At 38.1% G+C, this 22529-nt stretch carries 10 protein-coding genes; 1 reads left to right on the top strand and 9 read right to left on the bottom strand.

Annotated features, from left to right (window positions below; translation table 11 throughout):
• Positions 1–63 precede the first annotated feature (63 nt).
• A complete protein-coding gene (locus F3D68_RS06800) occupies positions 64–993 on the bottom strand; it encodes an FUSC family protein (RefSeq protein WP_151193695.1) in 930 nt (309 codons plus the stop codon).
• Positions 980–2047 (bottom strand): hypothetical protein, encoded by a 1068-nt coding sequence (locus tag F3D68_RS06795; protein WP_151193694.1) that lies wholly within the window; start codon positions 2045–2047, stop codon positions 980–982. The genes F3D68_RS06800 and F3D68_RS06795 overlap by 14 nt, the downstream gene beginning before the upstream one ends.
• 168 nt (positions 2048–2215) lie before the next feature.
• Here F3D68_RS06795 and F3D68_RS06790 point away from each other — a divergent pair, with 168 nt between their 5' ends.
• Positions 2216–3061, top strand: coding sequence for a MurR/RpiR family transcriptional regulator (locus F3D68_RS06790; protein ID WP_150468900.1), 846 nt, complete (start codon positions 2216–2218; stop codon positions 3059–3061).
• A gap of 17 nt (positions 3062–3078) precedes the next feature.
• Here the strand turns inward: F3D68_RS06790 and guaA are convergent, their stop codons facing one another.
• The 7 genes from guaA to F3D68_RS06755 all read right to left on the bottom strand — a co-directional run bounded on the left by guaA (position 3079) and on the right by F3D68_RS06755 (position 22446).
• Positions 3079–4629, bottom strand: coding sequence for a glutamine-hydrolyzing GMP synthase (guaA, locus tag F3D68_RS06785; RefSeq protein WP_151193693.1), 1551 nt, complete (start codon positions 4627–4629; stop codon positions 3079–3081).
• Between the two features lie 158 nt (positions 4630–4787).
• Entirely contained in the window at positions 4788–5669 is an 882-nt protein-coding gene (locus F3D68_RS06780; RefSeq protein ID WP_151193692.1) for a LysR family transcriptional regulator, read from the bottom strand.
• 5 nt (positions 5670–5674) lie between these two features.
• On the bottom strand, positions 5675–6280 hold the full coding sequence (locus F3D68_RS06775; protein WP_191092738.1) for a LysR substrate-binding domain-containing protein: 606 nt from the start codon (positions 6278–6280) through the stop codon (positions 5675–5677).
• Positions 6243–6575: a LysR family transcriptional regulator gene (locus tag F3D68_RS06770; RefSeq protein WP_151193690.1), complete on the bottom strand. Its 333-nt coding sequence runs from the start codon at positions 6573–6575 to the stop codon at positions 6243–6245. The genes F3D68_RS06775 and F3D68_RS06770 overlap by 38 nt, the downstream gene beginning before the upstream one ends.
• A gap of 111 nt (positions 6576–6686) precedes the next feature.
• Entirely contained in the window at positions 6687–13298 is a 6612-nt protein-coding gene (locus tag F3D68_RS06765) for an RHS repeat domain-containing protein (RefSeq protein WP_151193689.1), read from the bottom strand.
• Positions 13299–13387: 89 nt separating this feature from the next.
• Positions 13388–17929, bottom strand: a complete 4542-nt coding sequence (locus tag F3D68_RS06760) for an RCC1 domain-containing protein (RefSeq protein ID WP_191092737.1) — start codon at positions 17927–17929, stop codon at positions 13388–13390.
• Between the two features lie 116 nt (positions 17930–18045).
• Positions 18046–22446 (bottom strand): RCC1 domain-containing protein, encoded by a 4401-nt coding sequence (locus F3D68_RS06755; protein WP_151193687.1) that lies wholly within the window; start codon positions 22444–22446, stop codon positions 18046–18048.
• Positions 22447–22529: the final 83 nt, after the last annotated feature.

Below are 22529 nucleotides of genomic sequence, written 5' to 3'. Positions count from 1 at the left end.
ACAAACGCACAAAAGAATTATGCAATTATGTATCGATACATGACTGCAGAATGCTTTTGCTCATTATTTTTTAGATGTCTTATTAATCATTTTTTCAAATAAAGCATACTCATTTTTTAACAAGTCAAAAAACATTACTAGTTTCTGTCGACAAAAATGAAGTAATTTCTGGTTGCTTTGACGATCATCCAATAGTAGCAAAGCACGATAAACCGCCATAAGTTCACGCATTGTTGACAGCAGCACTTTAATCATATTGATTTGCGCCTTATTAAGTTCCGTTTTGGTGTTAATAAAATTCTCAACCATATGCTTTTCTTGCAGTGCCAACTCATCGATAAGCAGCCTTAATATCTCTTTATCCAAACTTTCATCACTTTCATTAAAACCATTTTCTTTATCTATTGATGTATTATCTTTTGCTGCTCTTTGCATTAAAAACATTTCAATAATCTCTTTATGTGTAAGATAAACCGATGAGAATTCCATATAGAATTTTTCTCTTAAATTGCGCTGTTTTAATACCCTACTAATGAGCAGAATCACCAACGCGCCTATTGCAATATCCAATATGCGCGCGATAAGTAACGACACATCCCAAAAGGATAAAGTACCGATAAACATCACCACAAAAATACTACTAAAGAAAACACCCACTGCATAGTGCACCACACTAAAATAAAGCGTATAAAGTGCTAACACCAAGATCACCGTGATAATCACATAAAACGGTACATATAGATTTAATAGGTAATAAGCAATTGTCCCAATAAAGCAGCCTGAAATCGTATTAATAACAACGGCTTTAGAGCGAAATAGAACTTCTCTGGCATGTACGCTAATGCTGATAGATATGATTGCCAACACACTCCAATAATTACGCTGCAAACCAATCGCTTCAGTAAATACAATTGCAAGTAAACAAGCACTTGCTACCCTAATTGCCAACAACTTGTACGTCGGCAATGCATTTAACCAATTAATCAATCTCATGCACAACCTCTCTTAAAGATAACGTTGTATTATGTAAGCTCTCAAGAATAAGTAATATCTCAAAAACAAGTACCTGGCAGCCTTTTAGTGTAGATAGAGTTAATACCGCTTGTTTAAAATGATCGATATGTGTTTTAAATTGATTTATTTGGTATTTAAAGTCCTCATCTTTATTCACTAAAAACACCCAGACTGCAAGCTTAGTTGCCATATAAACGATATCCTTAAGTCCCGTATTTTTAATAACATCCTCAGCAATGACTGACTTTCTTTTGGATAGCGTGTAATAGAAAAAGATTAAGCGGAAAGTATTCTGCACTAGGTTGTGATAATGACCATAGCATTTATGCCAAGCAACTTTACGTTTCGGTAGAATAATCCAGCTCGCCCCTTTATCGTGCAGTGTGATCAAACGCGTGTTGACTTCTTTTTGGGTTTTATCTATATCAAAAACACCTGAATTGACATCAAATGCCATATGCAAAACATGACGTGTTTCATTTTGCAAAAAAATCGCATGCATCTGTAAGACACGTAATAACTGCCTAGGCGTATCCCATGGGCGCAGCATTAACACCAACACAAAAAAAGCGCTCCCTACGCACAATAGGCTGATATATAACTGTGTTAGATCCTGCTTAAGCACCGGCAACTGGATTGAAGATATCGCTAATACAATCACCAAATAACCAGGAAATTGATTAAATATATGGTCATATTTTCTCACCCAAAAAGCATAGTACGCACAGATAATTAATAAACTGAAACTTAATAACCTATAGGGGTGCAACCAGTAGGAGACAGTTAATGCCAGAGCAAATCCTACTAAAAACCAGATAAAAATCTTGCGTCGCGAATATACATCGCCTACCGCACAAACAATGGCTGCAAATGCCAGAAAATAAAACACCCAAATAATGACTTCATAAACAAGTCCAAAACGCCATGCAGTCAGAAAATAGATAAGCATAATCGCACCAACTTTGATCACCATTGACAACACATGTGCCCCGGGGTCATTCTTTGATAAGTTGTATATAAAATGTTTTAGCATTTTTACTGTGATCCATGTTTATTATCTACACGCCATGTTATAATGCGCCCAATTTTTTATGGTTATAAGCAAAACTTAATGTCTCTGCAAATTATAGCGTTTAAACGCTAAAAATGCAGTGACACCGCGGCAACTTAGGGGTACAAAAGCGTGAGACATGATGAAACAATGTTAGAAAAACTTCAAAATGGGGAGTTTAAATTAAGAAAATCTGAGCAAAAGGTTGCAAATTGGATTATCGATAACAGCCATGAGGCAACTTCGTTAAACATCACGACAATTGCACATAATGTTGGTGTGAGTGAACCAACAATCGTCCGCTTTTGTCGTGCGGTGGGTTGCAAAGGTTTTCAAGAATTCAAGATTCGCTTTGCTGAGGAATTAGCCCTTGGAAAAATCAATGAATCGATTGATATAAAGCTTGATGACTCTACTGCTGTTGTTAAAGATAAGGTTGCTCAATATGCGCGTGCAGCACTCGCCAATGTCGATCGAGAAATTGACAACGAGCAGCTTGAGTTAGCGACAAACATTCTAATTGACTCTAATAAAGTCGTTGTTTGCGGCTTTGGTGCATCAAACTGCACTGCTTTTGATAGCTTTCATAAACTCTTTAGAATGATGCCAAAAGTTGGCTACTATCCTGATATGCATATGTCAGCAATGGCAATCGGCTCTTTAGAACCAGGGGACGCAATTATTGCCATTTCTAATAGTGGTAAATCAGAGGCCTTGATTAGCTTATGCAAGCTAGCACGCAGCAATGGTGCAAAAGTAATCACCATTACCGACCCAGGCTCACCGGTTGACCAAACAGCAAGCGTGCGTTTGAATATCAAAAAACAAGTTGATACGGGGTTATTTGTACCAATGGCACATAGATTAAAGCAGTTAACAATTATTGACTTTTTGGTGTATAACTACGCAAGATTGAATGAACAACGTGCAGCTCAGCGCTTAAAGAAAACAAAAACGGCGTTAACCAATCTAAAACAGCAACACAGTATTATTTAGTTATTTAATTATTTTGATTATTCCCACTCAATTGTTCCTGGTGGTTTGCCTGTAACGTCATATACCACACGTGAGATTCCTTTGACCTCGTTAACAATTCGATTGGAAATATGTCCAATCAATTCATAAGGCAAGTGCGCCCAACGCGCCGTCATAAAGTCAATGGTCTCAACCGCTCTTAAGGCAACAACATAATCATATTTACGTTGATCACCCATCACACCAACAGACTTCACCGGTAAGAACACAGCAAACGCCTGACTGACTTTATCATAGTAACCACTTTTTTCTAGCTCTTGCATATAGATGGCATCAGCTTGACGCAAGATATCAGCATACTCTTTTTTGACCTCGCCTAAGATACGCACACCCAAACCAGGACCTGGGAATGGATGACGATACACCATACGATATGGCAAACCTAGTTCAACGCCCACTTTACGTACTTCATCTTTAAAAAGCTCTCTTAACGGCTCAACAAGCCCAAGCTTCATATCTTCAGGCAATCCACCCACGTTATGATGCGACTTAATCACATGCGCTTTACCGCTGCTACTGCCTGCTGATTCAATCACATCAGGATAAATCGTGCCCTGTGCTAACCATTTAGCATTTTTAAGCTTAGCTGATTCTTCATCAAAGATATCAACAAACAAATTACCGATAATTTTACGCTTTTTCTCAGGGTCATTAACCCCTTCAAGCTTTGCTAAGAATCTTCCTTCTGCATTAACACGCACAACATTGACATGCATATTTTCAGCAAATGTCTGCATGACTTGATCACCTTCATGCAAGCGCAATAACCCAGTATCAACAAATACACAGGTTAATTTCTCGCCAATGGCTTTATGTAAAAGGGCAGCAACGACAGATGAGTCAACACCACCTGATAAGCCTAAAACGACTTCATCAGATCCAACTTGTGCTTTGATTTTTTGCACGGCATCTTCAATGATGCTTGCAGGATTCCACAACGCTTCACAGCCACAAATTTTAAAGGCAAAGTTTTCAAGCAACTCTTTGCCATAAGCAGAATGTGTTACCTCTGGATGATATTGCACACCATAATATGGCTTTGTTTTATGTGCCATCGCCGCAATCGGTGCATTTTCAGAAGATGCAATTACTTCAAACTCATCGCCCAGATCAACCACTTTATCACCATGGCTCATCCACACATCTTGGGTTTGCGGTACTGATTCATACAAAGGGGTTACTTTACTGATCTCAATCTTGGCATAACCAAATTCGCGTTTATCAGATGAGGCAACCTCACCACCGAATTGGTGTGCCATGGTTTGCATGCCATAACAAATACCTAGTACAGGGACATTTAATTCAAACACACATTCAGGTGCTCTGACATGTACTGATTCATTAACTGATTCAGGACCCCCTGAGAGAATAATGCCACTGGCAGCAAAGTCTTTGATAAAACTCACATCAACATCATAAGGATAAATCTCACAATACACGCCAATCTCACGCACACGACGCGCGATCAATTGGGTATATTGCGAACCGAAATCTAAAATCAACAATCTATGCTTATGTATATCTTGCATACAGGAAACACTCATCACCACATTAAAAACTGCCCGCGATTATATACCCATCGTCAATTATTTTACAGATTTTTTGCCTTGTATTTTGCTTGGCGTTACTCACTAGAGTTACCTATAAGCAAATGGCAAAATGCAATCGTATTCATTAATGGAAAATACTACAACGCATTGATACATTCTAAACACACCCTTTCACACAGCTCTCTAAGCCATCTATTTTGCACATTATGCTCAAGACGTTTAGGATAAGCGAACGTTACTGGCACTTTCGCTGTTTCAAATGGTAAAGGAACAACATTTAACCCTTTATATAAAGCGTAGTTTAAAGGTAAAGTTGCCACATATCGATCTTTTAACAGTGAGACGATTCGATCAATCCTTGCACATCTTAACTTTATATTTCTTGGATCGGGAACTCCTAAATAGGTTTGAACAAATAGGTTGTCATCACTATTAATGCTATGGGCAACATGTGGTAAGTTGATATATGTCTCATAATCAATTGCTTTTTGTGGCAATGGGTAACGATCATAAGCTAAAACAAAACCATCTTCAGCAATGACTTTAACACCAAAATTTGATAAATGTTCATAGAAGCCGATAATAACATCTGCTTTATCAAATTGATGTACATATTCGTAGTTATAGACTCCTTGAAAAATCTGTAGCGAGATCACATGATCTTTGTTGTAGCGCTGTATTTCATTGATCAAGCGCTCAGCAATAACATCATAAGCAATTTCAATAACATGGATGGTAAACTGAGCGGGTGTTTTATATGGATCAAACTGCTGTAAATTTGGCAAGATAGCAACAAACTCATGATTAATTTGCTGCAAGGTTGACAATATCGCATGTGCTTTTGCCGTAAGCTCCATATTATGACCATTGCGCACCAATATTTGATCTTTAAGCTCATTGCGTATTTTATTTAAACGCAAGGTCACGCCAGGCTGTGACATATTCATAAGTTTCGCTGTCTTACTAAGACTGCGCTCAGTAATTAAGGTTTGTAATACAAGATAATCTTTTATGTCCATAAGATTTATACTCCAAGCTTTAAGTTAAGCGCACGAGCTTTAGTGCGGATAACTTTGGCACATAGATTTCTTAACCAACGATTTTTAGCATCAATCTGTAAGAAATTTGGGTATGACAATGCAATCGGAATCTCGGGTGTAAAAAAAGGTAATGGCAAGTACGCCAATCCATGCTCTTTGGCAAAAGACTCACCAAGCGTTGCTACACATCTCCCTTGAGCAAGGTGTGGATAAGCAACGTTTATATTGTTGGTACGCAATTTAATATTTCTAGGATCCGGTCTTGATAAATACTCTAAAAATGGATTGCTCTCATCCTCTCTAGCAAATACAACATGTGGTAATTTCACATACTGCTGCATCGTTATTTTTTTAGTATTTTTTAAAGAGCTCACCTGATGAACCAATTGATACTGATCCCAAGCAATAATTTCCTGAGTAAAGCCTTTTATTGGATACACCGTGCCAATAATAATGTCGGCGTTTTGAAAATCATATCGCCCCTCAATACCTGACTCTAATGGGAATACCGTAATGCGCACTTCATGCAAATCACTGACCTCATAAATTGCATCAATATACTCTATCAAAACAAAAATAGTAATGCCCATCAGATATATACAAATTAATAATACTCGGTGTGTTTTTAGCATCAAAATGCTCAATAGGATAAAGACTTTGAATACTTTCATGTAAGCGCGTTATCGCATTGCTAAGCGACAGTGCTTTAGCAGTTAGCACCATCTCCTTACCATCTCGCACCAATAGCGGATCATCAAAATACTTTCTAAGCTTATTAATGCGTGCAGTTACCGCCGGTTGCGATAAATTAATTTGCTCACCAACCTCTGTTACCTTAGCGCCAGTAAGTAACAAGCGTAAAACCTGAACATCTTCATTGTCCATCTTATATCATCCTTTATATCAATGATTATATGAAGTATAGATGCCAATCGTGAAATTAACAGCGAAGCGATAAACAATTAAATATTTCTATCGATATATACCGCCCGCAAACTAGTGGGGATAGGGAGTAAATTTATAAGTATAATCATAGGGAATCAAAAACACTGTCTGTCCCTTAGCATTAGCTCCAGATCTTAACGCATTGAAATCGATATTGGTAATCTCAGCTCGAAATTCTCCTGCAATGCTCATATTATTATTAGGGTTTTTCATCTCAATCATCATAAGCTGCATGTCGCTATCTACCAAAGTAACTGTTTCTCCTTCTATGTTAAAGCTAATATTGTTGCCTTGTACAGGGTTTGTTATAAAATCATCTCTAGGCACTGAAATATCGTCTTCACTAAATGCATTGTTAACTACCTCATCTATCGCTGGCACGTGAGCTCCATTCATTTCATTAAAAAAATGACCAAAAATTCCTCCTTGAAAAGAAGTAGCAACCTTTGGATGCTTTGCTATATCGTCAGCGGTTAAAAGATTATTTTTATCATAGGTAATATCTTGCAAATGTATTTTAAAACCTCTCGATAAATCCTTATTGATTTGAAATGCTAAGATCTCATGGAGAGAGCTTTTATCCCCTGCATGTCGAACGATGTTAAGAAATGCACTACCTGATTTTTCCAAAGGTAAATTGTATACAGCCTCATGTTCCATACTCTCAGGCACTTCTTCTATAGTATCCAATTCTGATCGAGATTCTTCAGACAAACTCTCTGGTGCCACTTCAGCCAGACTCTTTGGTGCCACTTCAGCCAGACTCTTTGGCGCTACTTCAGAAGATGCTGCCGCCTCTCCTTTGACTCCCCTACTGCCAGCAACTGCACCACCGACCGTTGTCGCAACTGTCATTGCCCACATCTGAGTTAACTGTCCAATGGCTTCTGCTTCATTACCAATATTACCTTCTTGAATTTGCTGAGCGGTTTCAACGGTGTCGCCTATCATTATCGCCTCACCCATTCCAGGAATAGCACTCAACACTGATTTTGCAGCAGCATCTGTTTCGCCTGAAGCAGCATAATCAGTAGCTGCTGTGGCAACACCTGACAGCATCGTTGCTAAACCAATATACTGCATTCCGGGCAGCAACATTAACACCCCACCCGTTATTGCGATAATGTTTCCAGCATCAGCAACACGATCCCCCCCTGAAATAGGTTGTAAATAATGCCCTGTTGGATCGAAATTATTTACCGGATCATTATTAACGTAAGCATAAGGACTAAAACCACCTGCTCCCCACGGTGATGCACTATCTGGTGATAAAAATACGCGATACTCGGGGTCATAAGGTCGATTATACGTTGTGCCTAAAAACTGAATACCGGTTGCCTGATCATCCCTTTGCAGGTTATATCCAAATGTATTGTTTTTGACATCTAAATCATGCGAACGCGGTTTTGCCGTTATCGCGCTATAACTTGCCCCAAACGGAAGATAAGTAAGCAAACTTTGTAACTCGCCCTTTGCCCAACTACCATATTGTGTTTGCCCATTGGTTATATTGGCAGCGTAATATAAGCCATTGTTAGTATGATCTTGCACTACGGCACCACCTGGGACAATCAGCTTCTCTTTACCATTAATATATTGTGACACTAAGTTACCTTGAATAAAAATATTATAGTTAGATTGATTCTTATTAACCCCTGACTTACCAATCTCTGCCAATTGGTATCCTAAAGGATCATAGTGATACTCTAACTCAGTGGCAAGATAACCTGTTTTCTTATAATTAATTACATTTCCAGCTAAGTTATAGCTTAACTGTGTCGTTGAGAGATGTTTGTCTTGAGGGTCTTTTTTATCAATTTGTGTCACTTGACCTAACTCATTGTAACTAAAGTTGACTACTGGGGTTTGTCTTGTGCTGATTGATTTTAGCTGAAAAGGATTTTCTGAATTGTAGTCATAACCTAAAGTCTGTTGATTATTAATATTCACTGACTGTAAAAGTCCTAAATTATTGTAGTCATACCATATTCTAAGATTGCTAAAGCTTGTTGGCTCTTCTGACTCCATTGTATTGATCTGACAAAAATTATACATATGATTTGTTTCACACTCGAACTGTGACAGTTGATTTTCTGCATTGTAAGCATATAAATACGTAGCGACAGGGTTTGCATCAACCGTGATTAACTGTTGTAACAATAAGCCTGAGCGCGAATAATATTGCTCAAAATTTATTTCTTGTTTGTGGAAGTAATGATTAATATTTTGATACTTGATTTGATATGCGGTATTGAGATCTCCTTCTTGCAGAGCAAACTCCATCTCATTAATTTTATTACTATCTTCATTAGTTCTGTATGTGTTGATATTCTTTAAAGTGCCATCCGCTTTGTAGTCATAATCTAGCTCAACATCGAGTTTTTTGGCATACGCTTTGTCAAGAACCTTACTCTCGAGTTTCCTGATAAGACCATTTTGTGAGCTTAAATTATTGCTTGCATTAAAGTTAGGTGTCACCAGCTGATGCTTTGCCATCAACAGCCCTGCAATATCTTGTGTACTATAACTTGGAATAAACTCTGCCATGATAGTTTTATTATCTTTATTTTGATAGTGAGCTGATTTTAAAGCACCTGCTTCTCTATACTCAAAACGATGCTCGGCATGCTCATTTTTTATCGAGACAGGGAGATTATATTTCTGATCAAAGCTTGATTCAACGGTTTCTTCCAGGGTAGAGAAGTATGATTTTTGTTTCTGCATTACCGTTTTTGTTGGATTTCCCCATGCATCATAACTCTTAATAAAACTTTTAATATTATATCCATCTGCTTGTGGTAACTCAGTCCTTTTTAATACGGCGGTTGATGGGCTATAAATATATTCAATCACCTTGCCAAAATCTATATCATTGATCGTACCCACACCAGTCGACTGCTTCGTGATTAAGCCTAAGTCATTGATTTGCTGATAGCCTAAATGGTAACGCTTTAATTGCCCATCGATGTTCGCTTGAACATAAAAACCATTATTATTTAAGTTCTGATCATAGCTATAGTAAACACTAAATAAAGGTTTTGTCGCATTAGAGGGTGAGTAAGCATGACGCGCTTTAATTTCACCTATCAGTTGTTTTGCATAAGCAGCGTTTGTTCCTGAAATATCGCTTTTGTCAATATAGCTATAGCTTTGGGATAAGTGCAGATTATCCGCTGTATGTGCACAATAACCATCATCAACACTGCTGAAAATCTCTAAAGGCTGACCAAGCACATTGCTTATTGTTTTGTTCTGTGCAACTAAACCATAAGGTATCAATGATTGACCATTACGCACTTTATCCATAATGAAATCTTTTAACCCACTGACATCAGGAGGCAGCCCCTTATCAACAGGTGATATAAATCGATTCATCGCTGCCAAATCAGTTATATAAGGCTGCTGTTTTAAGCCTGATGAGCCAGCTGGATAGCAGCTATATTGTTTATTTTTATCTAAAACAAAAGCAAGTGTTTTGCTTTGATAATGTTTTTCATTGATAAGCTCAGGTGCTATGACGAATTCAAATCCATCAATTTTACATGGGTAGAAATCAACCGTAGCCCCTTGGCTACCATAAATCTGCTCTTTACTTCGAATATAACAGAAAGAAGGACGATTTTTACTCTCTAAAAACTTACCTTTAGGCAGCAAAGCACGTGTTTGAATTGGTGACTTATTGGTATCTGCTAGCAAACTAAATTCAATGGAAGCATCAGGATAGCTATAAACAAAATTCATTGTGCCATCTGAGTTCTGTATAGCATTTTGCTCAGCCTGCTCAGTAAAATAGAAATTACTAATATAATATTGCACTTTAGGATTTGCCTTTCCTTCTTGATAATCTGAATAATCATACTGAACGCTTTGCATTAAAGTATCTTTAAACGCATAGTAATTCTCTTGCATGGTAACCAATTTATCAGGCATCGTATCAACACTGGCTTCTACTTTCACCAAATTATCAAAACCATCAAAATATTCTTTCCTTGTGGCAACGAGCTCACTTCCGGCATATGATTTTATGGTGGTTACCCTTGGCTCATACACATAGCTAATCGATTGATGATAATCGCCTTGACGTGTACCCACCTGACTTGCGCTGACTGCTGGATAATTCATTTCTTTGATCACTCTGCCCCATCCATCATATTCATAATAAGTAACAAAGTACTTATCTTCCGTTGAAGATGCGTCACCTGAACTAAAATCCATCTTTTCTACGGAGTATTGCAAAACCCCTTTACTGTTATAATGCTCCCAACCTGTTTTAGATAATTTATTCGGTGCACCATTTTCATAGTTTGTCGTACGCAAACTGGCAATATCCTGATAAAGATCATAACTATTATCGGCATATGTGACATAATGCACCTCGGTTTTTAGTCCCTGTTTGCCTAATTCAGGTTGGCTATTTTGAGTACTTTCATATGTGGTTTGTAATAATGGATAGAGTTGACTACTGGAATTTTTCTCATACACATAACTGGCATAGGCATTATCAACATCAGACAGTTGACTGCCATTATAGTAAGTTGTTGCCTCTTTATTCCACGTCATAACGGGGAAATAATTACCAAAATTATCCCCCATATAGTTATATTCAGCCGCTATAATGCTTGAATATAAATTACAATTACTTGGCTTTGCAACGCCAGCATTTGTTATACAACTGCTATTTTGTGTCTTTTGTGGTAACCGCAATGCGTTGCTATGCTGACTACTTGGCGTGGTAAAATTTGTATATTCTTTGATATTCCAAGCAGCATAATTTGTCTTATTAGAAGTGGTTTTAACCATCTCTTCACTTACACAAATCGATTTCATTGGAGATAAGATCGAGGAATTTTTGTCACAACGTTGATATTTAAAATGGGTCTCATTCGTTGTTTCCACATCACCTTCTTTATTTTTTTGGGTTATTTGTATTGGATTCATCCAAGCACTATCTTCAACACCAACGGGTAAGTAAGTGTATTCTAATAAAAGCTTCTCAAGATCATCTTTGTACTTACCATCGCCCCCTTGAGAAAAACTCAAATTTGAATAGTTATATTTATAATGTGTATCTTCGAACTTCTCTAAAGATAGCTTGCCATCCTGACAGTATATCCTTACGTTTGATGAAGCAGCTCTTGCTAATGAATCTGGGTTATTTTCCATCTTAGTATAGATGTTCTTACATACTGCAGAAGCAATAAATTTTTCAGGCACATTTTCAGGGTAAGTTGCTACTGGATGTAATGCCATCTTCCCTTCAAGTTCGATTGATTCCAAGTCGTTTGATGAGTACGCAATAATACTCTTTAAGCTAGGTTGATGCTCATAAGGTGTGCGAATAGTCTGACGAAGTGTAAATGCATGTTCAGGAGAAATTAAATAATTAGGAAATAACTCTGTTTTTAAGGTAATAGTATCCAAATAAACATAACGGTCTTTCTCAAGATCAGGTCTATGTTTCTGCCTTAGAATATGACTAGTATTTAACTTCACACCTCCAACACTTAACGTCTCTTCTTTAAGATATACTCGTTGATCATTAAATCTGTCAATCTGATCATAAGTTAAATTGTAATTTTCACTCTCATTTTTTTGGCTGCCAGCAAGTATTGAATAGTCATGCAACAAATAGCTCCGATACTCTTTATCCTCAGGTGTTTTCTCATACAAATGAAAGTTCATTTTATACTCTTTGGGAAAAGCATCTCCTTGTGTTTTTACAACATATGAATATCCACGCTCATCACCCAAACGATAACCCTCAAAAACTCTTTTGCCCAGTAAGCTATCTTTATAAATTTCAATCCTGCCATTATCTCCATAGTTAAAAACAAATGATTTTCCTTGCTTGGTCATTTTTTTAATACGTATAAGCTGTGGCGATTGTATTATCTTAAATGTACTCGTCATCCATGATTTACTACCATCAAGCACTGAGTAATAAGATGACTTACCTACTTCAAAGCTATAACTGACACCATCTCTTGTAACGACATTAATATTTTCATCGTTATATTGCAATAAGACACTTTGCTTACTAAATTGTGGTAATAACTTAAACTGATCAAGTTTAAACATATCCACTTTAAGTAGGTAATCCGTTGTCGGATGCTTTTTGTCTACTGAATAATTTTCGGTTAGGTTATATACTAGATACTCTGCGCCCTCTGGAAGATGTAAAGTATATTTAGGTCTTTCATATCCATAAAAATACTGTGACATTTGAAATTTATCTTCTTCTTTAAATTCTAAATCATCAAAATTTAGTCCACCAACTGAATAGTCGGTTGTTATAACATCTGTAACTTTATACCTTACAGGCACACTCGTCTCAATCCTCGGCAAATCAATATAAAACAAAGATTCAGGAATGGTTTCATGCTCTGATGGGCTACTTGGGTAAGGATAGGTAATCGGCTGAATCGCCTTGATCTCAAGCTCTGGTCCAATTCCCTTAGGATCATATTGCAAGGTTGTCAAGGGTATTACATATTCATCCAAAGCCATATGTTCACTGCTATCACCCGCACCTAAAACATGATGATGCTTATTCACCGGTACTTTGGAGTCTGCTGAAGGTTTGGTTATTTCTCTTGCAGCCACTGTAAGTGATAAGCTACTTAGCAGGCTTAATATGGTTATTGTTAGAATTTTCATCTGCATTTTAAATATCCTTTTTAATTAAAAACATTCACATCATCAAGTATAGATAGCAATCGTTAAATTAACAGATCGAATTTTTTTGCTTTAGCTTAACGTGGATAATGGATCTCAATAGGTGTCGTTACATCCTGTGAAGTACCCCCAACTTGACCATAACGATTATTTCCTGTACAAAATAAGCGATTAATCTCACGGTTTGTATTTGACTCACCTAATATACAGGTATGATGCTCTCCAAGTGTCAGCTGATGAATCTCACGAAGCTTATCAGAAAAATCCATCACAATTTCAGGGCTTAATCTATTTGTACTGGTGTTACTAATACCCATCTGACCAAAGCCAGGAGACCCCCAGCAAGCGACTTTATTAAAGTTAACACCACCATTCGTACTCACAATAGCACAGCTATACTCATTACCTGTTTGAATTGAATCGGCTTCAACCATACCATATAAGTATCTACTATTTGCCTCTACCTCGCGGGCATAGTAACCAGACTGACCATTACCAATCTGTCCAAAAATATTGATCCCCCAACAAAAGACCATATTATAGCTATCCCACACTGTAACACAGCTATGCCCATAACCAGCGGAAACCTTATATGTTTGGCTTAGTTTCACTCTATTATCGTAGTCTGTATAAACATTGCTAGATAATGCAGGTTCATATGCACTGATAAACCCTCTACCCAACTGCCCATGCTCATTCCCCCCCCAACAACGCACTGGAAAATTATCTCCTTTTTGAATGGCACAAACATGGTCAGAACCGACATCAATGTCCCAAAATAAATATGGCGATGCCACAGGTACGCTGTTTTCATAAGAATGACCCTCTGGGGATGCAAAGGAACGCCCTAACTGCCCTTTATCATTTTTGCCCCAGCAATAGGCGTTGGATTTTCCAGTGGCTACATTATAGTCTCTCAAAAGACAGCTCACACCATCACCTAATGAAAGATCAATAATCTCTCTACTATCTTCAGTAGATTTACCTGTAACATAGCGACCATAAGGTAAATAACTTATCTGTCGATTTGGGAATGACTCGATATTTATATTGTTACCCCAACAGTAGACATCTCCTTCAAGCCTAATACCACATGAGTGATAGCGCCCAGTTTCTACACGTTTAAATTTTCCAACATTGAAATTTGGGGAATTTCGGTAAACAGTAACAGATTCTAAAGGACGATTACTGTCAACCGTCGTCTTGTTACCTAGTTGACCTACATTATTTCGTCCCCAACAGTAAGCATAACCTGCCTTTGTTGTTGCACAGGTATGAAATCCTCCAGCAGATACAGATGCCCAAGTATCACTAAGAATATCAATCGAAAATTGAGGGTTTTTAATATTAGGTTTCATCTTCGCAGAACCTACCTCTGTTATATTAACATCAAGGGTAGTAAACCCTGATTTAAGTGCTGTTACTTCAAGCCAGATATAGCATGGTTTCGTTGGAGTAGATTTACTAATCGTGCATTTAGGCGGTGATTGTGAACTCATTGATTGCGCATTTTGAAACGATGCTTCATACACAAGATTTTCACCTTTGGTGTAATCAAGCCAGTTACTTGGCGGAGTGATTTTGAGCCTAATACTTTGATTTAAATAAACTTTAGATAAATAAATATCCTGATATTGATCAACAACATTGATCTGGGTGTTACCTTTCTTAATAATAGACAATCTACCTGCCTTAATCTCATCACCCGCTAAATTACTATTACCCTCATTAAGTAGCAGGTCATAATCACCTGCTGGCGTTGTTTGGCTAACACTGAGTTGTAAATAACAAGACTCGCCAAAGGCAACGCTCGCCCCTAGTGTACAACTATTTTTGCCCTCAGCAGCTGGCAAAATCTCAAGACCTTCTAAACTACCTGAAAGATAATAATCACTGATATCCATTGATGGAACCCATTGTACATCCGGTTCATTATTGACTAATTCAATATCATAAAAAGCCAAGCTAGATGTTTCTGGTATCTCTAGCGGTTGATCAGCAATAACATAATTTACCTGATAAACATAATTCGTTTTAAAGCTAATATCTAACAGCGTACTAGGTAAATTACCATCAGCTTCTGTTAATATGATCTCAGCATGATTACCACTTGATTCTACAGCGCTTGCGCTGGCTTCAAAAATAGCAGCACATGATTGCCCCGCAGCTAATTGCCCTATTTCACTACAGTTTGCTAAGTCATCGATACTTCCAGTCATTACTCGAGTTATGCCATTAGGTAAACTCTCATTAAAACTGATCATATAATTATATATCGTTGGATTGGTGACTTTAACGTACTGACTCGCTGGTTTGGTATAAATCAATTGATAGTCCATTTCTTGTGATAATCGGGTTTGCGGCATATCTATGTATGGCATGATATCAACACGAAACTCAGGATAATACTTGCTAAGAGAATTACTGGTATGAATATCAAGCACACTCCCCAAAGTATCGCCATTAACATGATTACTAAAGATCTCATCAGCATGATCTTTTACAGCTTGATGCAGATCCTCTGTCGTTTTGCCCTGTTGCAATGGCACATGTAGCGTATAGCTATCATTCACAGCAATTGAATGTAATTGCCTGACAACTGATAAGTCAAATAACTCGCCAACCCAACTTTGATTAAAGTTTAATTGAACACCAGAGAGTACTCTTGCGGTATTGTTATTGAGCGTAATTTGCAGACTTGCCTGATCGATATCGATATAACTTGATAATGGCTCTAAAAGCGTTAACTCATTTAATTTAGTCAAATCATCATTGGCTGCAGGATCTTTGATTTCAACGAATAATTTGCTTTCTGCGATTGTGTCATCTTGCCAATGAATGCGTAAATCCGGTGCAAAGATTTTATCAGTGATTACTGCTGCCGGAATATTGATCTTTAGCTGACAAGGCGACAGCGCACTTACTGTACTACCACTCACGCAATTATTTGCAATCGATGCATCTTCTACCGCTTCTGGGATATCAACTAATTCAAATGATTTATAAATCTTCTCAACAGCTGGCGCAATCGTATAGTAGACAGTAAGATCTCGATCTTTGACAATCGCCTCTGGATTAAGCTGATTACTTGGTTGTATGCCATTACTACTGTAGTTAGGTAACGACAGCTTAGGCAATGCATCATGATTGGTGTCTGATAGCTTTAGAAATAACTGAGCATTTTCAACACTTTCATTAGGTTTCACTGTCAAGTAACAAGACTGCCCTTTGGCTAAGGACGTAACAGCTGTACACGACGGTGTTTTTATGCCATTACTGACTTCAACCCGATCAGATGCAATCACTTCATCATTGGCATCAACTACTTGATAGCCTTGAAGTTCATTAGATGGCAGCCAATACAGTAATGAATTATTTTGAATCTCAATTTGGTTTTGATAGTTTGCTAAAAAGGTACTGTTTTGTCCAATTTGTAGCGTGACATCATTTAGCATATTAACTTGCAAAATCGTTGGCTCACGATAGGCAATATCCACCCCGACAAAGCTTATATCATGACTGTATCCAGCCACTGCTTTTTGAGCAATCTCAGGGGAAATACTGACTTTAACCAAGCAACTTTTATTAAACGCTAATGGCAAAGTACACGTTGACAAATCAACACTGATATCATCCGTTTGAGGTGCTATAGCGATCGATATATCGTTGATGGCTTTGCCACTGACATTCAACAATGATACAACGGCAGAGTAAACACCCTCACTTTCGATAAATTTGCTCAAACTGGATGTTGCCAGTTTAAGCTCTTGTAGATAAATCGTTGGTCTAACTTCATATATCTGTGCTGGGAAAGATGCGCTTTTGTATTGAATTAACGCATTAGGATCACTTACCATTTGCTCTTGCCATAGCTTAAGTGCATCAAGGGCAGCTTGTGAGTCCTCGATTTCAAAGCTTATTTTGACGCTTTGACCACTTGTTATCTCAATTGGCGCTTGAATATTTTTCACATACGCTTGAATAGTTGCTGGAAAAATAATCTCAGGGTTATTAATCGCGCGAGCTGTGGCATTACTGATGGTTATTTCGCTTTGCATCCCCGTACCGATTGGCGAGATATTGGTAATGCTAAACTTATCCATATTAAATTCAGGATCATCTGGTGATTTAAAGGTGAGCTTAATATCAGTTTCGGCCTTTCCGACATTGGTATTGTAAATAATCTTTCCCTCAAACTGATCAGACTCTTTGGAAGTTGAGGCACTCCACATATCACTACAGGACTCACCCATTGCCATTTCTTTATTGATCACACAGCTGCTATTATCAACTGCTGTTATAGTTACACTACTATCATCTAAGCTTGTTTTAACCACTTCTTTGCTTAGAATTTTTAAATGTGTACTTTGATTTGCCGCTTTGACTTGCAAATGATTAACATCTTCAACCATAAATTGCATCTCAAGCATGGCACTGCTATCACTCATATAGCTTTCAGATACGCTACTGGCAATGGCAAGTTTTGGCTGAACACCAACCACTGGATCAGGTGTAGGTGAAGGATCTTCGGATCCTCCACCGCCACCACCGCCCCCGCAGGCACTTAAAACCGTTGCTAATGAGATAAGGTATAAACTTTTGTAATTAAATTTTGACATGGAATCCTCCTTATGATTTTCTTGAGGCATGATGTTAAATCACTGAAATTGAGCAAAAGTGTGTAATGTCAGTGATTGATACGTTTAGTCGGTGATTAAAGAAAAGGGATTTTTACTTATTCCGGCATTTTAACGGCGACAGGTATCGATGAATTATTGCTTGTGCCATCGCCTAATTGACCATAGTCATTCCTCCCCCAACAATAAGCGTTATTATCATCACCCAACGCACAATTATGAGAATGTCCAACGGACATAGCCGTAAAGCTTACTCCAGCTGGAACTTTCACTAAAGTCGGTTGATGGTTCTTAGTAGTTCTACCATTACCTAATTGACCAGAGCTATTCCACCCCCAACAATAAGCGTTATTATCATCACCCAACGCACAATTATGAGCATTTCCAGAGAACACAGCCGTAAAGCTTACGCCATTTGGCTTTTTTACCAAGGAGGGTTGAAACTTATTAATAGTGCTACCATCACCTAATTGACCATAGCCATTCCACCCCCAACAATAAGCGTTATTATCATCACCTAAGGCACAAGTATGAATAGATCCAACGGAGATAGCCGTGAAACTTACGCCATTTGGCTTTGTCACTAAAATGGGTTGAGCCCTATCAGCAGTGATACCATTACCTAATTGACCATAGTTATTACTCCCCCAACAATAGGCGTTATTATTATCACCCAAGGCACAAGTATAATTACTTCCAGCGGATATAGCTGTAAAGCTTACCCCAGTAGGCATTTTTACTAAAGTCGGTTGATACTGATTAGTAGTTCTACCATCACCTAATTGACCAGAGCTATTATCCCCCCAACAATAGGTATTATTATCATCACCTAAAGCACAAGCATGACTACCTCCAAGTGATACAGCCGTAAAGCTTACCTCAGTAGGCATTTTCACTAAATTCGGCTCATACTTATTAGTAATGCTACCATCGCCTAATTGACCATAGTCATTCCTCCCCCAACAATAAACATTATTGTCACTCCCTAATGCACAAGAAGTATCCTCGCTAGATTCTATAGCAGTAAACACTACGCTATCTGGCATTTTTACTGGAGTTGGCTGATATTTGCCTTGCTCCGGAGTACCATCTCCAATAAAACCAAGCCTATCCCTCCCCCAACAATAAGCTTGACCAATGGAATTAAGCGCACAAGTTCCATACGTCCCCGCAGAAATCTGCTGGAATTGCTCATTAATCACCTGCAAAGCTTTAATGACAACTGCTTCCGACAAAGGTAGCGTTGTAGCTGTATTTGGCACTATAGTTAACTCATATTCCCCAACCGCCACACTCTCTGCAATATGTACTTCAACCTTACACGCTGCCTCTGGCTGAGATCTTAATAAAGTACACTGATTACCTTTAGGAAAAGTCATACCACTATTATTTGCTGTGACTGTATAACTTTGATCAGCAGTTACCTGATCCTGCCAACCTTGAGGAGGTCTAATGACGACGTCAACACTACTGTTTGGTACTACTTTGCTAATCACTTGAGCACCTTTCTCTACACTGACACTTGCCACACCATGATCAACAATAGCAACATAAGAGATATCAACACTATCTACAGCAAGATTGCTCTGCCCCATTTTTAACGTTAAATCATAATCATCCCTTGCTACTGCGGTGTCGTTAACGGATAAACCAATATAGCAGTATTCATTACTCGCAACTGGCGCACCATCAAGACAACTTGGTGTTTGCTCTGGTGTGGTTATGGTTAAACCTGCTGCCCCATCTTTATGTGAGATGACATAGTCTGATAAATCTGTTGACGGTAGCCAATGAATATAGATTTCATCGTTATATATCCGTAAATCATAGTGTTTATCACCTGCATAAGGAATTTCAATCGCTTGATCACTTGGCTCGTAGATTAGAAAATAAACATAGTTAATCTGTGGTTTAATATGCAGCTTTGTCTGTGTTGTTATTGGCGAGTTTACCGGTGTCATAATAACATCTAGATAATTACCTGGTGTGTTATAGGCATCAACTTTGGCTTCTACTATCAGTGCGCAACTTTCTCCCGCTAATAAGGTAGTAAACTCACTACAGTTTGCTAAGCCATTAATCCCGCCAGTAGTCACACGTACAATACTCTCTATTGGTAAAGATTGATCAAAGCTCATAGTGTATTGATCACTCGTTGGATTATTGATCACAATATGCTTTACACTCGGTTTACCAAATACCATGATCTGGTTTAAACTTTGCTCAACTGTTTCGTTCGATGGCGTCACAATATGCGGGAAGGTGTCAACGATTAATTCTGGTCGATAGTCATTCACTGAATTGCTTGCTGTGAAACGTACTACTTTTCCACCATCAGCGTCAGTTTGAGCATTATTGGCTAAATCCGACATGTTACTCTCTAACACAGCGACTAAATCATTTGCTGTTTTACCGGATTTTAACGCTAATGTGATTGCGACGTTTTGATGATTCGCAAGTGTCATCGGTGTTAATGACGACGTATCGATTAATTCACTCAACCAATTTGGTAAAATCTCCACCTGAAAATTAGATAAGACTTTCCCCGTTGTGTTTTTAATGTAAATCACAATATTATCTACATTAATATCAACATAATTAAACGCAGCATCTAACTGATATAAATCTGCTAAACCACTGACATCCTCGCCTGGCTGAGTCGGATCAACCACCTTGATATGAATGTTAGTCGTTGTCTGTGTATTATCTTGCCAATGGATAATAAGCTCCGGATTAAAATGTGGCGTATTAACCTCGTCACCTGAGATATCAAGTTTTAACTGACAAGGGCTATCAACACTTACTAGCGCACCGCTAATACAACTATTAGGGTAAGCCACATCTTGAGTAACCTTATTAACACCAACCAGTTCAAAACCGACAAAAGTCTTATTAACTGGTGGCGCAATTGTAAAATAAATCGATAGATCTTTATTTTTGACAACGGTATCGGGATTTAAATCCACGCTTGGATATACACCACTATCACTGTAATCTGGCAAGGTGATATTGTTGGTTGGATTGGCATTGGTATTTAATAACTTTAAAAATAAGCGTTTGCCAGTTTCATTCGCTAAAGGTTTAACGCTTAAATAACAGCTTTGCCCCTTAGATAGAGAGGTTACAGTCAAACATGATGGCGCTTTGATACCACCACTTAACTCAAATCGTGATGTTACATCATTACCCGCTTCATCAACAATTCGATAATCCTCAATATGCTTTGAAACAACCCAGTTGATTAAGCGCGTATTTGATAAGGCTATTTGATTATTATAATTGGCAAGCAAAGTACTTTCTGTTGATAATGCCACCTCAGTTTTGCTATCAATATTAATCGCTAACGTCGTGTGATCACGATACATCACATCAGGTGTGCTCAGCGTAATATTAACATGCTGTTGTATTACATCGCCTTTGGCAATATCAGGATCAATGATCACTTTCAGTAAACAGCTATTATTTGCAGATAATGGAAAACGACAACTACTTGTATCGATTGTTATTGCACTTTCCTCCTGCATCATGGTTGTATTAATCCCAGCAATATCCTGACCACTGACATTTAATACAGAAACAGTTGCTTCAAGTTTACCGTTAACCTCAATAAATTTGCTTAGCGTATTAAGCGCTAAAGATAAAGAACCTAGATAGATAACAGGCTGCAACTGATAAGCTTGTGCTGGAAAACGCGCACTTCTATACTCAATACTTGAGCCTGCTTTATGGGCACTCATATCATTTTGCCATTGTTTTAATGCATCAAGGGCAGCTTGTGAGTCTTCCATTTCAAAGCTTATTTTGGCACTTTGACCACTTTTTATCTCCGTCGGTGCTTGAATATTTTTAATGTAGCTGTCAATGACGGCTGGAAAGATAATCTCAGGATTATTAATCGCACGAGCGGTGGCATTACTAATTGTCACATTGCTTTGCATGCCCGTACCTATAGGTGAAATATCGGTAATATTAAATTTATCGAGATTAAACTCAGGATCATCTGGTGATTTAAAGGTGAGCTTAATCTCTGCCTCTGCCTTTCCCACATTCGTGTTATAAATAATTTTACCTTCAAACTGATCCGATTCTTCAGAGGTTGACGCATTCCACGTATCGCGACAGGACTCACCCATTGCCATTTCTTTATTAATCACACAACTGCTGTTATCAACTGCTGTTATCGTTACACTACTATCATCTAAGCTTGTTTTAACCACTTCTTTGCTTAAAATAGTTAAATGCGTATTTTGACTGGCTGCTTTGACTTGCAAATGATTGACATCCTCAACCATAAATTGCATCTCAAGCATAGCACTGCTATCGCTCATATACACCTCAGACATATTGCTAGCTACAGCAAGTTTTGGCTGAACACCAACCACTGGATCAGGTGTAGGTGAAGGATCGGAAGATCCTCCACCGCCACCACCGCCCCCGCAGGCACTTAAAACCGTTGCTAATGAGATAAGGTATAAACTTTTGTAATTAAATTTTGACATGGAATCCTCCGTTTGTGGATCTCAAAGTATTTGATTCAAATAATGATCTTTTATGATGTGTAATATGATCTGATTTGAAGATG

The organism is Cysteiniphilum sp. JM-1 (assembly GCF_008711525.1).
Classification (GTDB): Bacteria; Pseudomonadota; Gammaproteobacteria; order Francisellales; family Francisellaceae; genus Caedibacter.
This window is presented reverse-complemented; position numbering and strand designations above follow the sequence as displayed.